Raw genomic sequence first — 516 nt, 5'->3', positions numbered from 1 at the left:
AGGAAAAGGTCTTATAACTCATTGAATTATAAGACCTTTTTTATATTGGCGGAGCGGACGGGGCTCGAACCCGCGACCCCCGGCGTGACAGGCCGGTATTCTAACCAACTGAACTACCACTCCTAAACCTGAAAACCTTGTTCTGATTGTAATTATCTGTGGTGGGTGCTGAGAGGCTCGAACTCCCGACCTACGCCTTGTAAGGGCGCCGCTCTACCAACTGAGCTAAGCACCCATATTCTTGCTTAGTCAGATAACTACTACGATGCTGTGTCACCAACATCAACAGAAGCAATATTATAGTACGCTTACTGCTATTTGTCTAGTACCTTTGTAAGTAATTTCGTTTATTTCCTGGATACTACTTACAAAAATCTAGTATTCTCACTTAAAAGCAAAACCCCTCGCTGTTTTCACAGAGAGGGGTTGCAATTTGGAGCCTGACGATAACCTACTTTCACACTGGTTGCAGCACTATCATTGGCGCAGAGTCGTTTCACGGTCCTGTTCGGGATG

2 tRNA genes are annotated in these 516 nt (G+C 45.3%); both read right to left on the bottom strand.

What is annotated here, in order from left to right:
* Window positions 1-46 precede the first annotated feature (46 nt).
* Window positions 47-123 (bottom strand) — tRNA-Asp (locus tag H8K32_RS20000).
* Between the two features lie 36 nt (window positions 124-159).
* Window positions 160-235, bottom strand: a tRNA-Val gene (locus tag H8K32_RS19995).
* Between the last annotated feature and the right edge of the window lie 281 nt (window positions 236-516).

Source organism: Cognatundibacterium jejuense, assembly GCF_014284255.1.
Classification (GTDB): domain Bacteria; phylum Pseudomonadota; class Gammaproteobacteria; order Burkholderiales; family Burkholderiaceae_D; genus Undibacterium; species Undibacterium jejuense.
Note: the sequence above shows the minus strand (reverse complement) of the source record. Positions and strands in the feature narration are given on the sequence as shown.